An 18036-nucleotide genomic window follows, 5' to 3' on the forward strand; every position below is an offset into this window, starting at 1 on the left:
CGGTTTTCGTTTGGCCGGCGAAAATCCGCGCGAATCGGTCCTTGACCCTCCACCGGGTGGAGGCCGTAGTGGGGATGCCATGGGAGCGAAGTTTTACACGATCGGCGAATTGGCGCGGCTTTCGGGGCAATCCGTCCGCCGCATCCGCTATTATTCCGACAAGGGCCTGCTGCCGAGCGACCGCTCGGCGGGAAACTACCGCATCTACAGCGAGACGGATGCGGCACGGCTGGACCTCATCCGCGCGCTGCGCGAGGCGGGCGTCGGCCTTGCCGCTATCGGCAAGCTGATCGGCCGCCGGCTGAGCCTTGCGGACGTATTGCAGGCCCGGCTCGCCATCCTCGAAACGGAAATAGCGGCAAGGCGCCGGATGGCCGCCGTGCTGCGTGCAACGCTTCGCCTCCCGAACCCTGCCGATGCTGATCTGAGGAGGTTTTGGACCATGGCAAACCGAAGCAACAACGACATGCATGCCCTCGTTGAACGTTTCGTCGAGCGGATCGCCGAAGGGGCCGCGATGGACGAAGACTGGCGCCGCCGGATGATCGAGACGAGCGTTCCCGACCTGCCGGACGACCCGACGCCGGACCAGATCGCCGCCTGGACGGAACTTGCCGACATGCTAGAGGACGAGGATTTCGCCCGCGACCTCAAGACGGAGATGGCAACCTTCTGGACCGGCGCCTTCGACCCGGCCGCCTACCGCGACGCCGCGCTCAGGACCTACGAGGCCGCCCAGGCGGCCATCGCGAAAGGGATATCGCCGCAGTCGGTGGAAGCACAGGCGATCGCCACTGCCTGGCTCGATGATTCGGCGCGTGCGATGGGCCGCGAGCCGGATCGCACCTTCCTCGACTGGCAGTTTGCCCAGTATGAAAAACAATCCGGCCGCATGGGCCGCTACCGGCACCTGCTGGCGATTCTGCGTGGGGAGGGTGATTCGGCCGAACCGGACAGGGTCTGGACCTGGCTGAACGACGCGCTGCGCGCCTTGCCGGTGCCGCTAAAGTAAGGTCCTGAAATGAGAAATGCCGCACGCGTTGCTGGCGCGTGCGGCATGACAAGCTCGGGAGCGCCCCTTGTGCCGGGGGCGGAGCTTAGAGCAGGAAGTCGTTCGAATAGTAGCGCGTCAGGCCCGCGTCAATCTCGAAATCCGCCCGGCCATCGCCATTGACGTCGCCGGAGATGATCGTGCCGGAATAGCGCAATTCGCCCGACGTGCCGGAAAACGCATCCTTGCCGATGAAGGTGAAGGAGTTGTTGCCGCTTCTGTCGGTCCTGGCGTCGATGTCGCGCAGGTCGATCACGTCGTCCTGGCTGTCCGGCTTGAAGTCGTCGATGACGTCGCGCTGCGAGCCGACCTTGCTGTCGGAGGTACGCAGGAAACGGAACGTATCGGCGCCGGAGCCGCCGACGAGGAAGTCGTTTCCGCTGTCGCCGACCAGCAGGTCATTGCCGGAGCCGCCGACCAGGTCGTCATTGCCCGAGCCGCCATAGAGACGGTCGTTGCCGCTGTCGCCATAGAGGTCGTCATTGCCGCTGTCGCCGTAAATCACATCCTTGCCGGCTCCGCCATAGAGCCGGTCATTGCCGCCGAGGCCTTCGAGCTGGTCGTTGCCGTTGCCGCCGCGCAGGATGTTGTTGCCGCCGGTGCCGATCAGCGTGTCGTTAGAGTTGGTGCCCGTCGCATTCTCGATGCTCCGGAGCTCCTCATTGCGGCCGCTGACGGCGCGGGCAAAACCCCGGTCGAGATCGACATAGATGCCGCGGCCTTCCTCACTGCTCGAATCCTGCAGCGAGTAGTTGATCGTGTCCGTACCCGAACCGCCGTTGAACGAATTGCGGTAGCCCACGGAATAGAAGGTATCGTTGCCGCTGTCGCCGTAGTAGTCGCTGGCAAGCGTCTTCACCTCGAAGCGGTCATTGCCGTCGCCGCCGCGAACCACGTCATATTCCCCGCTCGCCTTGGCCGCGCCGCTGTGTTTGTAGATGTCGTTGCCGGAGCCGAGGAAGATGTCGTTGCCACCTTCGAAGCTGTTGCGCACGAGGTCGTCGCCGCTGCCGGCTTCCACATAGTTGAGGCCACCACGGCTGTCGGTCCGATTCAGAACAATCTCGTCATCGCCGCCATAGGTGTAGATTTCAACCTCGGTGCGCGAGTTCTGGACGACGTAATCATCGCCGTTCGTGCCCTTATATACAAACGCCATGTCCTCGTTCCTTTCTCATTCATCTGCTGTTGCCCGACTTTTAGCGCCGGCAAGCTGAACCGCTCTTGAACAAAGTGGGGAGACAGAAGGCAATTTCGAGGCCGCCGGGCGAAAATTTGCAGAGACGGTGGCCTGCCTTGCCGATTCCCGAGCTCAAAACCCGTTTTCGCCCGCGGGAAGCCGCCATATGTATAAAGCGCCTGATTGCGGGAAAAATCGAAAAAGCGCTTGATCAATGAGGGCTTTGGCCCTATCAGGACCGCGAGCGGAGAGGTGGCCGAGTGGTCGAAGGCGCTCCCCTGCTAAGGGAGTATACCGGAAACGGTATCGAGGGTTCGAATCCCTTCTTCTCCGCCAGTCATTCCCCATAGTGTGTGGATTTTGCTATCTGATTACGGATGGCTAAAGCACCTCCCGACTTTACGTCCCTGTTGTTCGCATTTGCATGGCTAGCGCCGCCGCGCAGGCCTGTGTTTCCTCGCTCTGGTCGAATTACCGCCGCACGGTGCCCGATTCGCTTCGAGCTATGCGTCGCCGCCTTTAGCCCGTCCCAAATTGTCCATTCGCAACAGAATAGATTGGTTGGCCGGAACGTGCCGTCTGTAGTGCTGCTCACCTATATGGAGACAGGCATGCGGGAAATTGTCGTCCGAGCCTACAAAGCCAGTGGCGGCGGCCACGAGTTGCTGGCCGTCATACCCCTGAGCGGCGCGAACCTTCCTGGACAGGACGGCCGGCACGCGACGGATAACGAACTGATCGCCGTCACGATGGTGGAGCTTCGCAATCAACGACGCTTTTCGGACGCCGAAATCGAAGCGTTCCAATATAGAGTGGATCGTCCGCGATATCCTGCCGCGCCAGAGGTCATTCCTGAGCTTCCTCAGGAAACGACGATGTCTCCGGAACCGTCTCAAGCCATTGCCCGCCCGAGCATAACCGGCTCCAGCACTTAAGGGCGAACGCTGCCATTTCCATCGTCCTAATCCTTCGGTGGTTGGACTACGGCAACGTGGATGGGCGATTTGACATGACCATCATCGTTGTGGATCGCAGCACCAGCAACGACGCGATCGAAAACCAAATTGAAGCGCAACCGGTGAGCCTGTTCAGCTCCAAGCGCACGCCTACACCAGGGAAGCAATATCTTTATCGCACCTGGGCTAGAGCGACGCCGGCCTCATGAGGCGTGGCGCGTGGTCCAGCAGCCCTAGGATGGAGTGCAGCCGGCAACGCGGTTCAAATCGGGGCGCGCCTTCCATGTTGAACCGGCAATGCTTGGGATCGCCGCCACACCGCAAAAGACCGCATTAAAAAGTCCGGCACCATTCGAATACACCGGTGAGATCGGCCGTGTCCCTACAACGATGATAAACCGGGGGGCGATCGAGCACATGAACGACTGGACTTTGTTCTTCATCGGGCTTGCCATACTGCTTGCGTTCTCCTTCACACTCAACACGTTCTTCCTGGGGTCGTTCATTTCGGGCATGAAGCGCTATCTGCTGGGGCGCATCATCGGCGGAACGATAAAGGACACGAGGATCGACCACGAGGCCACCCACCGCACGCTGGGCCTGTTCGGGCTTCAGACGCGTAACGGTGGGCCTGGAGACGAGGACATCCATCGTCTGACCCCGAAGCGCTGGCAGGAGGTGCTGACATGGATTTGCTACATCGGCATGGGTATCGGCTTCGCCATCATGATTTACGCCAAAGCCCGGTAGCAAAACGGCAGGCGCCACGGCTGGCGATTTTCTACCTGGCGGCAAGCATGGTCTTTCGCGACGACGTCGCCGGCCAAAACCAAGAGTAGAGAATCCCTCATTCCATGAGATGACGATCACCTGCCCCCGCCGACAGATGGCGCTGCGGACGGTGGGCGTTGCGAGCCTTATATATAAGGGAGAGCAGGAGGCTGCCTGCTGCTGAAGTCGTCGGCTTCTTTCATGTGCGATGAAGCGCCTTTGATCGCCGACTCAAAACTCCGCTGCGTGAATCACCCGAATCGACATCGAAAAACACCGCTCGCGATTCCCGCTTTCGGTCATGCCGGTCTGACTGTGATAGAGAAGCGGATGCGAGAAAATGCGTCTCCGCCACGTCAAAGTGCGGCCTTTGCCCTTATTTCGCCCGGTCTAAGGCAGGGTTATACAGTTGTCCTGTCGGGCTAAGTGCCCGCTTCATAAGGCCTTTTGTTAAGGATCCATAAACTTTTAGCGATCCGGTCCGCCATTTTGTGTCCTTTGCGCAACAGCGCTTGGCGAAGGCTGACACAAACCCCGCCTCCTTTCAGTTTGGAGATTGCTTACGGAAGCGCGTCTTGTATTTTCAGGTTCGGAAGCAGGGGCGGTTGATCGTCCGCTTCCTGAACTTGGGGATGGGGCAGGGAACGCTGTCCTTCAGCAAAAAACCCAGACCCGTTTGAAACTTTTTGACTGGAGGTCAGAAATGAACATCAAGAGCCTTCTTATCGGCTCCGCTGCTGCACTCGCAGCAGTATCCGGCGCCCAGGCTGCCGACGCTATCGTTGCTGCCGAGCCGGAGCCGATGGAATACGTTCGCGTTTGCGACGCATTCGGCACGGGTTACTTCTACATCCCGGGCACCGAAACCTGCCTGCAGATCAGCGGCTACGTTCGTTTCCAGGTAGACTTCGCTGAAGACTCCGCTGGCCCGAACGGCGACGACTGGGGCTACCGCGCTCGTACCCGTGGTTACCTCTCGCTCGACGCCAAGAGCGACACCGAGCTCGGCACGCTGACCGGTCACATCGACCTTCAGGCCGACTCGCACCAGGACGTCTTCCTTGACGGTGCATGGATCCAGCTCGGCGGCTTCAAGGCTGGTTACTTCTACACGGAATGGGATAAGGGCATCAACGGCGAGACCGACGTTCTCGACGGCACGATCTTCAACATCATCGGCGGCGAGTCGCTGCTGAATGCTGTATCCTACAAGTACGAAGGCGGCGCTTTCGCTGCTACCGTTGCTCTCGAATCCTTCGCCAACGCCAAGAACGGCTTTGTTGAATTCGAAGACGGCCTCGGCATCTCGGGTGTTGTCACCGGTTCGTTCGGCGCCGTAAGCGCTGACTTGCTCGGTTCCTACGACTTCGACGCTGAAAACGGCGCCATCCGCGGCCTCGTTTCCGCTGACGTCGGCCCGGGCACGCTCCAGGCTGCTGCTGTCTGGTCGTCGGGTGCAAACCGTTACTGGGACGCTTCCGAATGGTCGGTTGCTGCATCGTACAAGGCTAACCTCTCTGAAAAGCTGGCAATCACCCCCGGCTTCCAGTACTGGGGTACGCTCGACTATGACATCGACGGCGACTACGTTGGCGACCGTGACGCATGGCGCGCTGGCCTGACGCTCGACTACACGATCGTCACGGACCTCACCACCAAGATCAGCCTGCAGTACACCGACGTCGACAACGGCGCTGGCAACAAGGGCGCCGGTGGCGACCAGTGGTCGGGCTTCGTCCGTCTGCAGCGTTCGTTCTAATCTGATCTGACTTTTGTCAGTGATGGGAGACCCGGCTTTCGAGCCGGGTCTTTTTCGTTTTCGGCATGGTATCGGCTGGACGCGCACGACCTTTTCCAGCGTGAACTGGCGGTGCACGATGAGACTTGGAATTACAGTCTTGTTGACCCGTCAGAATCCGGCGAGGAACGCTTGGACCGATGGGAAGACGGTGGCGTGGTGCAGGAGAGGGGCGTGGCCTTGGCCCGGTGTGACCACGGTTTTCACCGTTGCGGCCTGCGCGGCCATCCGGGCGAGCGTCTGCTCGGCGAAAAGGCGAGAATGTTCACCGCGCACGACAAGCAGCGGCTTTTTCGCCAGAAGCTCGAATTGCGGCCAGAGCGTCGGCAGGGGTTTTGAGAAGTCGATGGCCTGCAACTGGTCCGTCAGCTTCGGATCATAGTCGGGAACGAGCCGGCCTTCCTTTTCCGCGTAGATCGCCTCTGCCATGTCGCGCCAATCGGCGGGGGAAAGGGCAGGGAAGGACGCGCCGTGGATATCGCGGAGCAGGTCGGCGGCCACTTCAAGATTCTCCGGAACGGAGCGCCCGGAGAGATAGTCGCGAATTTCCCTGAGACCGTCCGCCTCGATTTCCGGGCCGATATCGTTGAGAACAGCACCGGCAATGAGGTCCGGCTTCACCGCGGCCATGATATGCAGGATCAGCCCGCCGCGTGACGTGCCTGCGAAAAGGCAGTGCTCCAGGCCGAGCGCTGTGCAGACGGTGATGACATCCCGGCATTCGATGGCGACATTGTAGTTCGCCGCGGTCTCATCATAGCCGGAAAGGCCGCGGCCGCGATAGTCGAGCGCGATGACCCGGCGTGGTGCGATGGGATCCTGCGCGACGAGCAGGGCAAGCTGGTGAAAATCCCGCACGTTGCGGCTGAGGCCGGGCAGGCAGACGAGGGGCAGCCGTCCGGTGTCCGATTTTGCCACGTAGTCGCGCGCATGAAGCATCAATCCGTCTTCGGCTGGGAAGAAACGGCTTTCGAATTCATTCATGTGTCTGCATCCGCTTGGCCGATGGAAAGGAAGCGCAGCCTAGAGGGGCCGCTTGTCGAGGGCAAGACGCCACCCTCCGCTCGCTTACCGGCCGACGCTCAGGTCGTGCACGATATCGGCCTTCTGGCCGAGCCGGGTCTTGTAGACTTGGTAGTTCTCCATGACCCGCTGCACATAGCCGCGTGTCTCGGAGAAGGGGATGCGCTCGATCCAGTCGACCACCTCGTCGATCGGCTTCCCGCGCGGATCGCCATAACGTGCGATCCACTGCGGCACTCGGCGCGGGCCGGCATTGTAGGCGATGAAGGTGAGCACGTAGGAGCCGCCGAAATCGCTGATCTGCTCGCCGAGATAATGGGCGCCGAGCGTCGCGTTATAGGCGGCGTCCGTCGTCAGCCGCTCCTTGGAATAGGCGAGCCCGTAACGTTTTGCCACACCCTGCGCGGTGCCCGGCATCAGTTGCAGCAGGCCCTGCGCATTGGCGGGCGAGACAGCGGCCGGGTTGAAGGCACTTTCCTGGCGCGCGATTGCATAGGCAAGCGCCTTGCCGGAGCCCGAAATATTGGCGCCGTCCGGAATGACGCCGATCGGGAAGGCCAAAGCCGCGACATCGATGCCGCGCCCGAAGGCGATCTTGCCGATCTGCAGGGAAAGCTGGTGATTGCTACCCTTTTCCGCCTGTGCAGCGAGAAGTGCGAGTTCGCCCGGGCTCATCAATTCACCGGCTAGCGCTCGATAAAGGCTTTCGCCGCGCCAGCCATGGCCGGCCGCCTGCAAGCGGGCGATCGCCTGCACGGCTTCGCGTTGCTGGAAACGCGCGCGCTCTTCCGTCGTCGGCGTCGGATAGGCGACGTTCAGCGCCGTGCGGCCGAGCCTTGCGCCGGCAAGCTGGCCATAGAAGGTGCCGGGAAAATTCGCAGCCTTGGCAAAATAGTCCTTCGCCTCGGCCGGATTGCCCTTTTCCGCCGCCCGGCCCAACCAGTACCAGGCACGCGATACGGACAGTGGGCGATCGGAGGCTTGCAGGATGCGCTGGAAATGGCTTGCGGCGGTCTTCGCATCGCCGAGATCGCGCAGCGCATACCAGCCGGCGTGGAATTCTGCCTCGACGATGTCTGTCGGATCGTCCGCCCCATGGCGCGCGGCGACGCGATAGGCATCCTTGTAATCGCCGAGATCGGCAAGACCGCGGCTGACGATGCGCTGCTCGTTCCACCAGGCGCCGGGATTGATCAGGCGCGCCGGGTCCTCCGGCATGGCGGCGAAGAGTTTTGCTGCCGCGCGATATTCCTCCTGGTTGCGCAGGTGCCGGATGCGCAGGAACGTATAGGCCGGGTCCTTCTGCCAGCCGGCATCGACGGCCTTGATGAGCGTGCCGGCCGTCTTGTTCTTGCGGATGACGGCCGCCCAGGCGCGATAGAGCGACTGCGCCTTGCCGAGATCGCCGAAACGCTGAGCCTGGTCGGCGCGGTCGCGATAGAGCAGCATTTCCATTCGCATCTTGTGGTCGGTGGCGGTCAGCAGCGTGCCGAATTCTTCGAGCGCCTTGCTCTCCAACTCCTTGGACAGCGGCTCCTTCTGCCAGAAGGACCGCAGGATGTCCGCGGCGCGCGCCGCATCCCCCGTCGCGACGAGCGCGCGGCAGAGCACGAGGGCGCCTTCCGGCGTTTCCGGCCGCGTCGTGCCGAAGGCGGCGAGCACGTCGGCGCTCGCCGGGTTTTCGCGGGCAAGCGCGCGTTCGGAATTGGCGCGCAAAGCCTTCAGCCCCGGCCAGCCCTTCAACTCGCGCTGGGCATTGGCGATTTCCCAGGAGGGCACGCCGCGCTGGCCGGAGACGGCGATCGCCCAGGTCAGGATATGCCGGTCGAGACTGTCGGAGGCGAGACGGTTGCGCGCAACGATCGCCGCCGCCGCATCGCGGTTGGAAAGCGCGTCGAGCCCTTCGCGCAGTTCCGCGCTCACCGCCTGCACACTGTCGGCGCGCGGAATGGCGTTGGTGATGATGTCCTTCGACGGCATGTCCGCGGCAAAGCCGAGCGGCTTTATCGAAGAGGTCGTGGTGTTGTCCGCCTCGACGGGCGAGGAGCGCAGCGCAAGGCCTGTTACTCCGGCGAGAAGCAAGGCGCAAAGGGCAAAACTGTTTCTCGAGATCATGTCACATCCCGGATGCCTGACAGGCGGCACATCAGAAGCGTCTCTTCCCGCCTGATCTTTGACAATCATTAACCCTTTGTTGTCTTAACGAAGCCTTACCGGCCGCGCTCACTAAGCCGTGAAGGCGGCTGACATGCAGGCGACGGATCACGCGGCACGAATATTCTTCGTTGCGTATCCTTTCGCCTTGATCATGCATGAAAAACGCCCCTCGCGCCGCTTGCCGCATGACTGTCACATGATTATTGTGCGGCAGTTTTTAACCACGGAATACGGCCAAAGCATGTAAGCCCCCGGGCGGCTGTGGTCTCAGGAGTTCTCGATGTTCAAGGGATCCATTCCCGCTCTCGTCACCCCGTTCACCGATGCCGGCGCCGTCGACGAAGACGCCTTTGCCGCGCATGTCGAATGGCAGATCAGCGAAGGCAGCCACGGCCTCGTGCCGGTCGGCACCACCGGCGAATCGCCGACGCTGTCGCATGACGAGCACAAACGGGTGGTGGAACTCTGCATCAAGGTGGCTGCCGGCCGCGTGCCGGTCATCGCCGGTGCCGGCTCGAACAACACCAAGGAAGCGATCGACCTTGCCCAGCACGCCGAAAAGGCGGGCGCGGATGCGGTCCTCGTTGTCACGCCCTATTACAACAAGCCGACGCAGAAGGGCCTTTTCGCCCATTATGCGGCGATTGCGCAGAGCGTGAAACTGCCGATCATCATCTACAACATTCCTGGCCGCTCGGTGGTCGACATGTCGCCGGAGACGATGGGCGCACTGCATAAGGCGCATCCGTCGATCATCGGCGTCAAGGATGCGACGGGCAAGATCGAGCGCGTTTCCGAACAGCGCATCACCTGCGGCAAGGGTTTCGTCCAGCTTTCCGGCGAAGACGCCACCGCGCTCGGCTTCAACGCCCATGGCGGCGTCGGCTGCATCTCGGTGACGGCCAATGTCGCGCCGCGTCTCTGTGCCGAATTCCAGGAAGCGACGCTCGCCGGCGATTATGCCGCGGCCCTGGAATACCAGGACAAGCTGATGCCGCTGCACAAGGCGATCTTCATCGAGCCGGGGCTTTGCGGCGCGAAATATGCGCTGAACCGCACCCGCGGCCTGAGCCGCTTCGTGCGCTCGCCGCTCATCCCGACCCTGGAGCCGGCGACGGAGGCAGCGATCGACGCAGCGCTTCGCCATGCCGGCCTTTTGAATTGATATGATAACAAAACCCCGTCCAGTAACGCCCAAAACGACACCCAGGAAGCCATCGACGATCAAGAAGATCGTGGCGGAGAACCGCAAGGCCCGCTTCAACTACGAGATCATCGACACCTACGAGGCCGGCATCGTGCTGACCGGCACGGAGGTCAAGTCGCTGCGCGAAGGCAAGGCGAACATCGCGGAATCCTACGCGTCGGACGAGGGCGGCGAGATCTGGCTGATCAATTCCTACCTGCCGGAATATCTCCAGGCGAACCGCTTCAACCATGAGACCCGCCGGCGCCGCAAGCTCCTGCTCTCCAAGCGCGAGATCAATCGCCTGCGCATCGCAATCAACCGGGAAGGCATGACGCTCGTGCCGCTGAAGGTCTACTTCAACGATGTCGGCCGGGCGAAACTCGAACTCGCGCTCGCCAAGGGCAAGAAGCTGCACGACAAGCGCGAGACGGAGAAGGAACGCGACTGGAATCGCCAGAAGGGCCGCCTGCTGCGCGATCGCGGCTAAGGCACCCTTCGTTTTCCGTTAGATACACTTCGGAATTGCTCAGAACTGGCTGTAGAACTGCGCGATGACGGACTGGCGCGCCGTGCGGGCGAGTTGTTCGTTGTTGACTTCCGGCGGCACGTCCGGCGAGGCGGCCGGGTTGGCGCTTGGCGTGCGCGGCGTCAGGAACGAAGACATCAGGCTGTTGAGGTCGGTGCTTTCGATCGCGAGGCGCGCGGTCGGGTTGCGGCCGTTGCTGACGCGCTCGTCGGTCGTCGCTTGGGCAGGCGGCACGGCATAGGCGGGCAGGGCGGAAATGCCCGGCAGGCCGCTCGGCGCATAGAGGAAGCTGAGATCGCCGATGTCTTCGGCCGTCTCCGAGGGCGTCGAAACCTGGGTGACCGGCTGCGGCGCGGCGAGCGCGGCAAGGGCTGTGACGGCCGGACGGGTCTCGAGCGCGCTCGAGACTGCCCGATAGCTGTTTGCCGAAAGCGATACTGCGTCCACCATTGCCCCGATGTTCCAATGCGAAATGACTGTCCGGTATTGGGAATATCAGGGGAGTCTTGAGGAAGCTTAATGGCCGGAAGGCCTATTTGATTCAATGTTTAACGAAGCCTTGAAACGCCTGGTTTTCAAGGTTTTCGCAGGTCCAAAAAGAAAACCCCGGTCGCGTGCGGCCGGGGTTTTCTGTTCCGTTCCTGAGCGTCAGCCTATTCGACGACGTTTTCGGCGGGCTCCACATTGCGCTGCGGGCGCTCCGAGGGGTCGCGGCCGATCTCGGCCCTCAGCGATCCGAGGTCGATGAAATAGTCGGCCTGGCGGCGCAGGTCGTCGGCGATCATCGGCGGCTGGGTCTGCATGGTGGAGACGACGGAGACCTTGCGGCCCCGGCGCTGCAACGCCTCGACGAGCGTGGTGAAATCGCCGTCGCCGGAGAAGATGACGAGGTGGTCCACCGTCTCGGACTGCTCCATCGCGTCGATGGCGAGCTCGATGTCCATGTTGCCCTTGATCTTGCGGCGGCCGAGCGAGTCGGTGAATTCCTTGGCGGGCTTGGTGACGACCTTGTAGCCGTTATAGTCGAGCCAGTCGATCAGCGGGCGGATGGAGGAATATTCCTGGTCTTCGATCAGCGCCGTGTAGTAATAGGCGCGCAGCAGGTAGCCGCGTTTCTGGAAGGCCTTCAGAAGTTTTCTGTAATCGATGTCGAAGCCGAGAGTTCTGGACGCCGCATAGAGATTTGCACCGTCGATGAAGAGGGCGATTTTCTCGCGGGGGTCGAACATATTGGGCAATCCTTTAAGTAGACGTTGGGGTAAACGATTGAGCCCAGGCCAAGTATCGGCCTGTCCGGATGCACTACCCGGTTGAATTAACTCTTTTTCATATAATCTTCATTTAGGGCAGTGCGGCGTGCTTTCCAAGCAAATCTAGGTTGCGGCTGTCATTTTTCCGTCCGGTATCGTTTCAGTAAAATCGAGACTTGGCGAATTGGAAAATAGTTCCCGCGCCTTACCCTATTTGTCGGATATTTGGGCTTTTCACCTACCGTTAGGGGAGGCATCAATCACAAGTTACATGGGCTCCCTTACGACACGCCAAAACAGGGCGGGATAAGGAAAAACTTGAATTTTCCGTCCATTGGCTGTATCGGGCATGCAAACCCCTGAAATTCTCGATCACAAAGGACAGGCAATGGCCCGTGTCACCGTTGAAGATTGCATTGACAAGGTAGACAACCGCTTCGAGCTGGTTCTCCTTGCAAGCCATCGCGCCCGCCTCATTTCGCAGGGCGCCGCCATCACCATCGACCGCGACAACGACAAGAACCCCGTCGTGGCGCTGCGCGAAATCGCCGACGAGCGCCTTTCGCCGGACGACCTCAAGGAAGACTTGATCCACTCGCTTCAAAAGCATGTCGAAGTGGACGAGCCCGAGCCCGATCCGGCAAGCCTTGCCGCCGACACCGAAACCACGACGGCCAGCGCCGACGAGGACGAGGACCAGCCGGAAACCATCGCCTTCGACCGCATGTCGGAAGAAGAGCTGCTGGCCGGCATCGAAGGCCTCGTGCCGCCGGAAAAGAGCGACGACTACTGATTTCGGTCACTTTACCGAAGCCGTTGATATTGCGAATGTCGGTGCGCCCCTCTTAAGGTCGGGGCGCACTTTTTTTTGCCCGGCGCTGGACCGGGAAGGAGCCGACCGAGAATGATGCGTCAATATGAACTCGTCGAACGGGTTCAGAAGTACAAGCCGGAAGCCAACGAGGCGCTGCTGAACAAGGCCTATGTTTATGCGATGCAGAAACATGGCCAGCAGAAGCGCGCGAGCGGCGATCCCTACATTTCGCATCCCCTCGAAGTCGCCGCGATCCTGACCGACATGCGCCTCGACGAATCGACGATCGCGGTCGCGCTGCTGCACGACACGATCGAGGATACGAGCGCGACACGCGCGGAAATCGACGAGCTGTTCGGCGAGGATATCGGCGCGCTGGTCGAAGGCCTCACCAAGATCAAGAAGCTCGACCTCGTCTCCAAGAAGGCCAAGCAGGCCGAAAACCTGCGCAAATTGCTGCTCGCGATTTCCGACGACGTGCGCGTGCTGCTCGTGAAACTCGCCGACCGGCTGCACAACATGCGCACGCTGGACCACATGACGCCGGAAAAGCGCGCCCGCATTTCCGAGGAGACGATGGACATCTATGCGCCGCTCGCCGGTCGCATGGGCATGCAGGACATGCGCGAGGAGCTGGAAAACCTCTCCTTCCGCCACATCAACCCGGAAGCCTTCGAGACCGTCACGCGCAAGCTGGAGGAACTCTCCCAGCGCAACGAGGGCCTGATCCGCAAGATCGAGGACGAGCTGCGCGAACTGCTCGTCACCAACGGCCTTTCGGATGCGCTGGTCAAGGGTCGGCAAAAGACGCCCTATTCGGTGTTCCGCAAGATGCAGTCGAAGTCGCTGTCCTTCGAGCAGCTTTCCGACGTCTATGCCTTCCGTATCCTCGTCGACGACATTCCCGGTTGTTACGCTGCCCTCGGCATCGTGCACACGCGCTGGCGGGTCGTGCCGGGCCGCTTCAAGGATTACATCTCGACGCCGAAGCAGAACGACTACCAGTCGATCCACACGACCATCGTCGGTCCGTCGCGCCAGCGCATCGAGCTGCAGATCCGCACCAAGCGCATGCACGAGATCGCCGAATACGGCATCGCCGCCCATTCGCTCTACAAGGACAAGGACAGCACGAACGGCGAGGAGAAGACCCGCTCGCCGCGCTCAAACGCCTACGCCATGCTGCGCCGGACGATCGAATCGCTGGCGGAAGGCGACAATCCGGAAGAATTTCTCGAACACACCAAGCTCGAACTCTTCCAGGACCAGGTCTTCACCTTCACCCCGAAGGGCCAGCTGATCACACTGCCGCGCGGCGCGACACCCATCGATTTCGCCTATGCGGTGCACACCAATATCGGCGATACCTGCGTCGGGGCCAAGATCAACGGCCGCATCATGCCGCTCGTCACCCGCCTCAACAACGGCGACGAGGTGGAGATCATCCGCTCCGGCATCCAGGTGCCGCCGCCGGCCTGGGAGGAGATCGTCGTCACCGGCAAGGCGCGTGCCGCCATCCGCCGCGCCACCCGCGCCGCCGTGCGCAAGCAATATTCCGGCCTCGGCTATCGCATTCTGGAGCGCACCTTCGACCGCGCCGGCAAATCCTTCTCGCGAGACGGGCTGAAGCCGGTGCTGCACCGGCTCGGCCACAAGGACGTCGAGGACGCCATTGCGGCCGTCGGGCGCGGCGAACTGTCATCGCTCGACGTGCTGCGCGCGGTCTTCCCGGATTACCAGGACGAGCGCGTGACGGTGAAGCCGAGCTCCGGCGACGGCTGGTTCAACATGCGCAGCGCTGCTGGCATGGTCTTCAAGCTGCCCGGCAAGACCAAGGCGGCGCTGGCGGAGGCCGCGACCGAGACCGGCCCAGAAGCGCTGCCGATCCGCGGCCTTTCCGGCAATGCCGAGGTGCATTTCTCCGCCGGCGGCGCCGTGCCGGGCGATCGCATCGTCGGCATCATGGAGAAGGACAAGGGAATCACCATCTACCCGATCCAGTCGCCGGCGCTGCAAAAGTTCGACGACGAGCCTGAGCGCTGGATCGACGTGCGCTGGGATCTCGACGAAGCCAACAACACCCGCTTCATGGCGCGCATCATGATCAATGCGCTGAACGAGCCGGGCACGCTGGCCGAAGTCACGCAGACGATCGCCACCAGCGACGTCAACATCCGCTCCATGTCGATGACGCGGGTGGCGGCCGACTTTACCGAGGTCCATATCGACCTGGAGGTCTGGGATCTCCGCCAGCTCAACCAGCTGATGGGCCAGCTTAAGGAACTTCAGTGCGTCTCGACGATCAGTCGGGTCTTTACATGACGGTTTCTATGCAAATTTGTGGCAACCTGCCTCGATTGAGGCAGGTTTGCCCAAGTTTTGACCAGCCGTTATGCGCCTTTCGCATGGCTGCAATGGAATAGTGTCGCTGGTAACTTTGGCGCGATAAACTATCTTCTGTCTCGGGAGGTCAACCGATACGAGGTTTACCATGCTGAAGCAGTTCAAGAACTTTACCCGCGCCCTGCGCATCCCTTCGAGCGAAGAGCGCGAAACCGCCTATCTCAACGGCGCAATCGACCGGATCGACCTGGAATACCGCCAGCGTCAGATCGACCGCGGCCTCTTCCGCAAGAATTACTAAAATCTGACCGGATCATGTGGCGCAGCCTGCTTGCGCCACCGTGACCGCGCGCCTCGGCACCATGAAGGTGTCATCCAGGCGCCATTGAAATGCCACTAACGGATCGGCTATGTCTGGGCAATGTTGTTCAGACGCCGAAAGAAGGCCACCTGGCCCGACCGATTGCGCGAATTCTTCTGGCCGCGCAAGGGATTGACGCGTCCCGCGCGCTATCTCGCCAAGCGAATTCTGCGTCTGTCCGCGTCGCCGCACGCGGTTGCCGCAGGGGTTGCGGCCGGCACTTTCTCCGCGTTCACGCCGCTTCTCGGCTTTCACGTCATTCTGGCGCTGGCGCTGGCCTATCTTTTCGCCGGCAACCTGCTGGCCGCCGCGCTCGCGACGACCATAGCCAACCCGCTCACCATTCCCCTGATCGCGCTTGCGACCTTCCGGCTCGGCGAGGTGCTGCTCGGCATCCAGTCCGCCGAAGCGGTCACGGCGGCCGAGCTTTTCCATCGGCTGGAGCATCTCCAGCTTTCCGAGCTGTGGCAGCCGGTGCTGAAGCCGATGCTGGCCGGTGCGGGCATTCTCGGCATCACCGCCGCAGCGCTTGCCTATGGCGCGACGCGGTTTGCCGTGCGCTCCTTCAAGGCACGGCGCCACGCGCGGCTCCTGGAGCGGGCCGGCCTGGTATCCGCCCATCCCGTCCTTTCCCGCGGAGAAAAATCCCTATGATCATCGGCATCGGCAGCGACCTCATCGACATCCGCCGGGTGGAGAAGTCGCTGGAGCGGTTCGGCGAGCGCTTCACCCAGCGCTGCTTCACCGAGATCGAGCGGACGAAATCCGACCGCCGCAAGAACCGTGCCGCCTCCTATGCCAAGCGTTTTGCCGCCAAGGAGGCCTGTTCCAAGGCGCTTGGCACCGGTCTTGCGCAGGGCGTGTTCTGGAAGGACATGGGCGTCGTCAACCTGCCGGGCGGCAAGCCGACCATGAAGCTCACCGGCGGCGCGCTGGAACGGCTGAATGCGATGATGCCCGAGGGCCATGAGCCGCGCATCCACATCACCATCACCGACGACTTTCCGCTGGCACAAGCTTTCGTGATCATCGAGGCGCTGCCGGCCGGAACGCCCGGATAACCGGCGCCCCGCGTCTTTTTGACCGACACGATTTCCAACACGCAACCTTTCCTCTATAGAGGGCCCCATGTTTGCAGATAAGGACAGATCCGGCGTGGCAGAGAAGACTGAGAAGGCCCAGAGCGGCCTGTGGGAAAACGTCAAGGTCATCATTCAGGCGCTGCTGCTTGCCGTGGTGATCCGCACGGTGCTTTTCCAGCCCTTCACCATCCCGTCGGGCTCCATGATGCCGACGCTGCTCGTCGGCGACTATCTCTTCGTCAACAAGTTCTCCTACGGCTATTCGAAATATTCGCTGCCGTTCTCGCCGAACCTGTTCTCCGGCCGCATCTTCGCGAGCGAACCGGCGCGCGGCGACATCGTCGTGTTCCGCTTCCCGCCGAACCCGGACATCGACTATATCAAGCGCCTCGTCGGCCTGCCGGGCGACCGCGTCCAGGTGCGCGACAGCGAGCTCTACATCAACGGCGTGGCGGTGAAGCGCGAGCAGGACGGCTTCTTCCGCGCCGACGACCAGTACGATACCGGCGAGGACGTGCCGGTGTTCCGCGAGACGCTCGACACGGGCACGACCTACGACACCCTGGATACGCGCCCCGGTACCGTCGGCGACAACACGCGCGAATTCATCGTGCCGGAAGGCCATTATTTCATGATGGGCGACAACCGCGACAACTCGGCCGACAGCCGCTTTGACGTCGGCTTCGTTCCGGCGGAAAACCTGATCGGCCGCGCAAGCCTGATCTTCTTCTCGCTCGGCAACGACACGTCCTTCAGCGAAATCTGGAAGTGGCCGACGAACCTGCGCTGGGACCGCCTCTTCAAGGTTGTTGAATGAAGGGCGCCATCCCGCTGAACGACGCGAACCGCAAGGTTCTCGAAGACCTGATCGGCTACGCCTTCACCGACAAGGACCGTCTCGACCGCGCGATCACGCATGCCAGCGCCCAGTCGGGCAAGGGCAGCAATTACGAGCGGCTGGAGTTCCTGGGCGATCGCGTGCTCGGGCTCTGCATTGCCGAAATGCTGTTTCGCACCTTCCGCGATGCGAAGGAGGGCGAGCTTTCCGTGCGCCTGAACCAGCTCGTCAGCGCCGAAAGCTGTGCCGCCGTCTCCGACGATCTCGAACTGCATCGCTTCATCCGCACCGGGGCGGATGTGAAAAAACTCACCGGAAAAGCCATGCTGAATGTGCGCGCCGATGTGGTAGAGTCGCTGATCGCCGCGATCTACCTCGACGGCGGGCTGGAAGCGGCGCGGGGTTTCATCCTGCGCAACTGGCAGGGCAGGGCGGAACGCGCCGAAGGCGCGCGGCGCGACGCCAAGACCGAATTGCAGGAATGGGCGCATGCCAGGTTCGGCGTGACGCCGCACTACCGGGTGGACGAGCGCTCCGGCCCGGATCATGATCCCCGCTTCACCGTGACGGTGGAGGTGAAGGGCGTGAAGCCGGAAACCGGCATCGACCGCTCGAAACGGGCCGCCGAACAAGCGGCCGCGACAAAGATTTTGGAACGCGAAGGCGTCTGGCCAAAGAGCCAAACCGCGGATTGACG

General features: G+C 61.8%; 20 protein-coding genes and 1 tRNA gene. 16 read left to right on the plus strand and 5 right to left on the minus strand.

The window, feature by feature from the left end; all coding sequences use genetic code 11:
• Positions 1 to 79 precede the first annotated feature (79 nt).
• Entirely contained in the window at positions 80 to 1012 is a 933-nt protein-coding gene (locus tag AC1Q6Z_RS19035; protein ID WP_492648885.1) for a MerR family transcriptional regulator, read from the plus strand.
• An 85-nt stretch (positions 1013 to 1097) separates the two neighbouring features.
• Here the strand turns inward: AC1Q6Z_RS19035 and AC1Q6Z_RS19040 are convergent, their stop codons facing one another.
• Positions 1098 to 2210 (minus strand): calcium-binding protein, encoded by a 1113-nt coding sequence (locus AC1Q6Z_RS19040; RefSeq protein WP_492648886.1) that lies wholly within the window; start codon positions 2208 to 2210, stop codon positions 1098 to 1100.
• A gap of 267 nt (positions 2211 to 2477) precedes the next feature.
• Between AC1Q6Z_RS19040 and AC1Q6Z_RS19045 the strand changes: the two genes are divergently transcribed.
• From AC1Q6Z_RS19045 to AC1Q6Z_RS19065, 5 genes are all read left to right on the plus strand, one after another.
• A tRNA-Ser gene (locus AC1Q6Z_RS19045) sits at positions 2478 to 2567 on the plus strand.
• A 275-nt stretch (positions 2568 to 2842) separates the two neighbouring features.
• The gene (locus tag AC1Q6Z_RS19050) at positions 2843 to 3166 is read left to right on the plus strand and encodes a hypothetical protein (protein ID WP_439616916.1); all 324 of its coding nucleotides are present in this window, start codon (positions 2843 to 2845) and stop codon (positions 3164 to 3166) included.
• Between the two features lie 74 nt (positions 3167 to 3240).
• Positions 3241 to 3396 (plus strand): hypothetical protein, encoded by a 156-nt coding sequence (locus AC1Q6Z_RS19055; protein WP_439616917.1) that lies wholly within the window; start codon positions 3241 to 3243, stop codon positions 3394 to 3396.
• A gap of 34 nt (positions 3397 to 3430) precedes the next feature.
• Positions 3431 to 3937 (plus strand): hypothetical protein, encoded by a 507-nt coding sequence (locus AC1Q6Z_RS19060; protein WP_439616918.1) that lies wholly within the window; start codon positions 3431 to 3433, stop codon positions 3935 to 3937.
• Between the two features lie 724 nt (positions 3938 to 4661).
• A complete protein-coding gene (locus AC1Q6Z_RS19065; protein ID WP_439616919.1) occupies positions 4662 to 5717 on the plus strand; it encodes a porin in 1056 nt (351 codons plus the stop codon).
• A gap of 150 nt (positions 5718 to 5867) precedes the next feature.
• Here the strand turns inward: AC1Q6Z_RS19065 and AC1Q6Z_RS19070 are convergent, their stop codons facing one another.
• Both AC1Q6Z_RS19070 and AC1Q6Z_RS19075 read right to left on the minus strand, forming a co-directional pair.
• The gene (locus tag AC1Q6Z_RS19070) at positions 5868 to 6740 is read right to left on the minus strand and encodes an alpha/beta fold hydrolase (protein ID WP_492648887.1); all 873 of its coding nucleotides are present in this window, start codon (positions 6738 to 6740) and stop codon (positions 5868 to 5870) included.
• Between the two features lie 84 nt (positions 6741 to 6824).
• Complete coding sequence (locus tag AC1Q6Z_RS19075; RefSeq protein WP_492648888.1) at positions 6825 to 8894, minus strand: lytic transglycosylase domain-containing protein; 2070 nt, start codon at positions 8892 to 8894, stop codon at positions 6825 to 6827.
• A gap of 133 nt (positions 8895 to 9027) precedes the next feature.
• Between AC1Q6Z_RS19075 and AC1Q6Z_RS19080 the strand changes: the two genes are divergently transcribed.
• The 3 genes from AC1Q6Z_RS19080 to smpB are packed head-to-tail and all read left to right on the plus strand — an operon-like array spanning position 9028 to position 10612.
• On the plus strand, positions 9028 to 9183 hold the full coding sequence (locus tag AC1Q6Z_RS19080; protein ID WP_492648889.1) for a hypothetical protein: 156 nt from the start codon (positions 9028 to 9030) through the stop codon (positions 9181 to 9183).
• Positions 9184 to 9216: 33 nt separating this feature from the next.
• Entirely contained in the window at positions 9217 to 10101 is an 885-nt protein-coding gene (gene dapA / locus AC1Q6Z_RS19085) for a 4-hydroxy-tetrahydrodipicolinate synthase (protein WP_492648890.1), read from the plus strand.
• Position 10102: 1 nt separating this feature from the next.
• Complete coding sequence (gene smpB / locus AC1Q6Z_RS19090) at positions 10103 to 10612, plus strand: SsrA-binding protein SmpB (protein ID WP_256118767.1); 510 nt, start codon at positions 10103 to 10105, stop codon at positions 10610 to 10612.
• Between the two features lie 39 nt (positions 10613 to 10651).
• On the opposite strand, the gene AC1Q6Z_RS19095 is transcribed toward smpB, so the two are convergent.
• Positions 10652 to 11101 carry a hypothetical protein gene (locus AC1Q6Z_RS19095; protein ID WP_492648891.1) on the minus strand — a complete coding sequence of 150 codons (450 nt, stop codon included), beginning with the start codon at positions 11099 to 11101 and terminating at the stop codon, positions 10652 to 10654.
• A gap of 203 nt (positions 11102 to 11304) precedes the next feature.
• On the minus strand, positions 11305 to 11880 hold the full coding sequence (locus tag AC1Q6Z_RS19100) for a LabA-like NYN domain-containing protein (protein ID WP_256118769.1): 576 nt from the start codon (positions 11878 to 11880) through the stop codon (positions 11305 to 11307).
• A gap of 409 nt (positions 11881 to 12289) precedes the next feature.
• On the opposite strand from AC1Q6Z_RS19100, the gene rpoZ reads away from it, so the two are divergent.
• From rpoZ to rnc, 7 genes are all read left to right on the plus strand, one after another.
• The gene (gene rpoZ, locus AC1Q6Z_RS19105) at positions 12290 to 12694 is read left to right on the plus strand and encodes a DNA-directed RNA polymerase subunit omega (protein ID WP_256118770.1); all 405 of its coding nucleotides are present in this window, start codon (positions 12290 to 12292) and stop codon (positions 12692 to 12694) included.
• 111 nt (positions 12695 to 12805) lie between these two features.
• Positions 12806 to 15037 (plus strand): RelA/SpoT family protein, encoded by a 2232-nt coding sequence (locus tag AC1Q6Z_RS19110; RefSeq protein ID WP_435265147.1) that lies wholly within the window; start codon positions 12806 to 12808, stop codon positions 15035 to 15037.
• A gap of 169 nt (positions 15038 to 15206) precedes the next feature.
• Positions 15207 to 15359 (plus strand): DUF3563 family protein, encoded by a 153-nt coding sequence (locus AC1Q6Z_RS19115; RefSeq protein ID WP_256118772.1) that lies wholly within the window; start codon positions 15207 to 15209, stop codon positions 15357 to 15359.
• Between the two features lie 120 nt (positions 15360 to 15479).
• The gene (locus AC1Q6Z_RS19120; RefSeq protein ID WP_492648892.1) at positions 15480 to 16073 is read left to right on the plus strand and encodes a DUF2062 domain-containing protein; all 594 of its coding nucleotides are present in this window, start codon (positions 15480 to 15482) and stop codon (positions 16071 to 16073) included.
• Complete coding sequence (gene acpS, locus AC1Q6Z_RS19125) at positions 16070 to 16480, plus strand: holo-ACP synthase (RefSeq protein ID WP_256118774.1); 411 nt, start codon at positions 16070 to 16072, stop codon at positions 16478 to 16480. The genes AC1Q6Z_RS19120 and acpS overlap by 4 nt, the downstream gene beginning before the upstream one ends.
• Before the next feature lie 94 nt (positions 16481 to 16574).
• Positions 16575 to 17318 (plus strand): signal peptidase I, encoded by a 744-nt coding sequence (gene lepB / locus AC1Q6Z_RS19130; RefSeq protein WP_256118775.1) that lies wholly within the window; start codon positions 16575 to 16577, stop codon positions 17316 to 17318.
• Positions 17315 to 18034 (plus strand): ribonuclease III, encoded by a 720-nt coding sequence (gene rnc / locus AC1Q6Z_RS19135; protein WP_256118776.1) that lies wholly within the window; start codon positions 17315 to 17317, stop codon positions 18032 to 18034. The genes lepB and rnc overlap by 4 nt, the downstream gene beginning before the upstream one ends.
• Positions 18035 to 18036 lie beyond the last annotated feature (2 nt).

The sequence above is a fragment of the Shinella sp. GW835-FHT14H05 genome (assembly GCF_058793575.1).

What these genes read in the sequence shown, in the direction of transcription:
- AC1Q6Z_RS19035 (WP_492648885.1), top strand. Translation starts at nt 80, where the DNA reads ATGGGAGCGAAGTTTTACACGATCGGCGAATTGGCGCGGCTTTCGGGG.
- AC1Q6Z_RS19040 (WP_492648886.1), bottom strand. Translation starts at nt 2,210, where the DNA reads ATGGCGTTTGTATATAAGGGCACGAACGGCGATGATTACGTCGTCCAG.
- AC1Q6Z_RS19050 (WP_439616916.1), top strand. Translation starts at nt 2,843, where the DNA reads ATGCGGGAAATTGTCGTCCGAGCCTACAAAGCCAGTGGCGGCGGCCAC.
- AC1Q6Z_RS19055 (WP_439616917.1), top strand. Translation starts at nt 3,241, where the DNA reads ATGACCATCATCGTTGTGGATCGCAGCACCAGCAACGACGCGATCGAA.
- AC1Q6Z_RS19065 (WP_439616919.1), top strand. Translation starts at nt 4,662, where the DNA reads ATGAACATCAAGAGCCTTCTTATCGGCTCCGCTGCTGCACTCGCAGCA.
- AC1Q6Z_RS19070 (WP_492648887.1), bottom strand. Translation starts at nt 6,740, where the DNA reads ATGAATGAATTCGAAAGCCGTTTCTTCCCAGCCGAAGACGGATTGATG.
- AC1Q6Z_RS19075 (WP_492648888.1), bottom strand. Translation starts at nt 8,894, where the DNA reads ATGATCTCGAGAAACAGTTTTGCCCTTTGCGCCTTGCTTCTCGCCGGA.
- AC1Q6Z_RS19080 (WP_492648889.1), top strand. Translation starts at nt 9,028, where the DNA reads ATGCAGGCGACGGATCACGCGGCACGAATATTCTTCGTTGCGTATCCT.
- dapA (WP_492648890.1), top strand. Translation starts at nt 9,217, where the DNA reads ATGTTCAAGGGATCCATTCCCGCTCTCGTCACCCCGTTCACCGATGCC.
- smpB (WP_256118767.1), top strand. Translation starts at nt 10,103, where the DNA reads ATGATAACAAAACCCCGTCCAGTAACGCCCAAAACGACACCCAGGAAG.
- AC1Q6Z_RS19095 (WP_492648891.1), bottom strand. Translation starts at nt 11,101, where the DNA reads ATGGTGGACGCAGTATCGCTTTCGGCAAACAGCTATCGGGCAGTCTCG.
- AC1Q6Z_RS19100 (WP_256118769.1), bottom strand. Translation starts at nt 11,880, where the DNA reads ATGTTCGACCCCCGCGAGAAAATCGCCCTCTTCATCGACGGTGCAAAT.
- rpoZ (WP_256118770.1), top strand. Translation starts at nt 12,290, where the DNA reads ATGGCCCGTGTCACCGTTGAAGATTGCATTGACAAGGTAGACAACCGC.
- AC1Q6Z_RS19110 (WP_435265147.1), top strand. Translation starts at nt 12,806, where the DNA reads ATGATGCGTCAATATGAACTCGTCGAACGGGTTCAGAAGTACAAGCCG.
- AC1Q6Z_RS19115 (WP_256118772.1), top strand. Translation starts at nt 15,207, where the DNA reads ATGCTGAAGCAGTTCAAGAACTTTACCCGCGCCCTGCGCATCCCTTCG.
- AC1Q6Z_RS19120 (WP_492648892.1), top strand. Translation starts at nt 15,480, where the DNA reads ATGTTGTTCAGACGCCGAAAGAAGGCCACCTGGCCCGACCGATTGCGC.
- acpS (WP_256118774.1), top strand. Translation starts at nt 16,070, where the DNA reads ATGATCATCGGCATCGGCAGCGACCTCATCGACATCCGCCGGGTGGAG.
- rnc (WP_256118776.1), top strand. Translation starts at nt 17,315, where the DNA reads ATGAAGGGCGCCATCCCGCTGAACGACGCGAACCGCAAGGTTCTCGAA.